The 1,736-nt window shown below is 56.6% G+C and carries 1 protein-coding gene and 1 rRNA gene; one reads left to right on the forward strand and one right to left on the reverse strand.

Features of this window, described 5'->3' with window-relative positions; translation table 11 throughout:
* Positions 1–32: 32 nt before the first annotated feature.
* Positions 33–1,556: ribosomal RNA gene (locus E4J89_RS19200) — 16S ribosomal RNA — on the reverse strand.
* On the opposite strand from E4J89_RS19200, the gene E4J89_RS19600 reads away from it, so the two are divergent.
* A partial coding sequence (locus E4J89_RS19600; protein ID WP_205754552.1) for a hypothetical protein occupies positions 1,556–1,736 on the forward strand: 181 nt, incomplete at its 3' end. The genes E4J89_RS19200 and E4J89_RS19600 overlap by 1 nt on opposite strands.

Below are 1,736 nucleotides of genomic sequence, written 5' to 3' on the forward strand. Positions count from 1 at the left end.
CGTGTTGGGCACGGTTCGAGGAAGCTCCTTAGAAAGGAGGTGATCCAGCCGCACCTTCCGGTACGGCTACCTTGTTACGACTTAGTCCCAATCGCCGGTCCCACCTTCGACGGCTCCCTCCCACAAGGGGTTAGGCCACCGGCTTCGGGTGTTACCAACTTTCGTGACTTGACGGGCGGTGTGTACAAGGCCCGGGAACGTATTCACCGCAGCGTTGCTGATCTGCGATTACTAGCGACTCCGACTTCATGGGGTCGAGTTGCAGACCCCAATCCGAACTGAGACCGGCTTTTTGGGATTAGCTCCACCTCACAGTATCGCAACCCATTGTACCGGCCATTGTAGCATGCGTGAAGCCCAAGACATAAGGGGCATGATGATTTGACGTCGTCCCCACCTTCCTCCGAGTTGACCCCGGCAGTCTCCCATGAGTCCCCGCCATTACGCGCTGGCAACATGGAACGAGGGTTGCGCTCGTTGCGGGACTTAACCCAACATCTCACGACACGAGCTGACGACAACCATGCACCACCTGTGAACCGGCCCCGAAGGGAAGGACTGTTTCCAGCCCGGTCCGGCCCATGTCAAGCCTTGGTAAGGTTCTTCGCGTTGCATCGAATTAATCCGCATGCTCCGCCGCTTGTGCGGGCCCCCGTCAATTCCTTTGAGTTTTAGCCTTGCGGCCGTACTCCCCAGGCGGGGCACTTAATGCGTTAGCTACGGCGCGGAAAACGTGGAATGTCCCCCACACCTAGTGCCCAACGTTTACGGCATGGACTACCAGGGTATCTAATCCTGTTCGCTCCCCATGCTTTCGCTCCTCAGCGTCAGTTACAGCCCAGAGACCTGCCTTCGCCATCGGTGTTCCTCCTGATATCTGCGCATTTCACCGCTACACCAGGAATTCCAGTCTCCCCTACTGCACTCTAGTCTGCCCGTACCCACTGCAGACCCGGGGTTGAGCCCCGGGCTTTCACAGCAGACGCGACAAACCGCCTACGAGCTCTTTACGCCCAATAATTCCGGACAACGCTTGCGCCCTACGTATTACCGCGGCTGCTGGCACGTAGTTAGCCGGCGCTTCTTCTGCAGGTACCGTCACTTTCGCTTCTTCCCTGCTGAAAGAGGTTTACAACCCGAAGGCATTCATCCCTCACGCGGCGTCGCTGCATCAGGCTTGCGCCCATTGTGCAATATTCCCCACTGCTGCCTCCCGTAGGAGTCTGGGCCGTGTCTCAGTCCCAGTGTGGCCGGTCACCCTCTCAGGCCGGCTACCCGTCGTCGCCTTGGTAGGCCATTACCCCACCAACAAGCTGATAGGCCGCGAGTCCATCCAAGACCAAAAAATCTTTCCACCCACCACCATGCGGTGACAGGTCATATCCGGTATTAGACCCGGTTTCCCAGGCTTATCCCAGAGTCAAGGGCAGGTTACTCACGTGTTACTCACCCGTTCGCCACTAATCCCCGGTGCAAGCACCGGATCATCGTTCGACTTGCATGTGTTAAGCACGCCGCCAGCGTTCGTCCTGAGCCAGGATCAAACTCTCCGTTAATGTTTCAAACAGACACAGCACCAAAGACCGGGAAAACGACCAAAGACACTGCACTAAATTCAAACCAGGCTGATAAAAACCGCGACACACCACAGGGGCGGCACGCCACGGCACTTCAACCAATAAATAATTGGTATCAACAAACTTGGCACACTATTGAGTTCTCAAACAACAGGAGCA

Source organism: Arthrobacter sp. CAU 1506 (assembly GCF_005047635.1).
Taxonomy (GTDB): Bacteria; Actinomycetota; Actinomycetes; order Actinomycetales; family Micrococcaceae; genus Crystallibacter.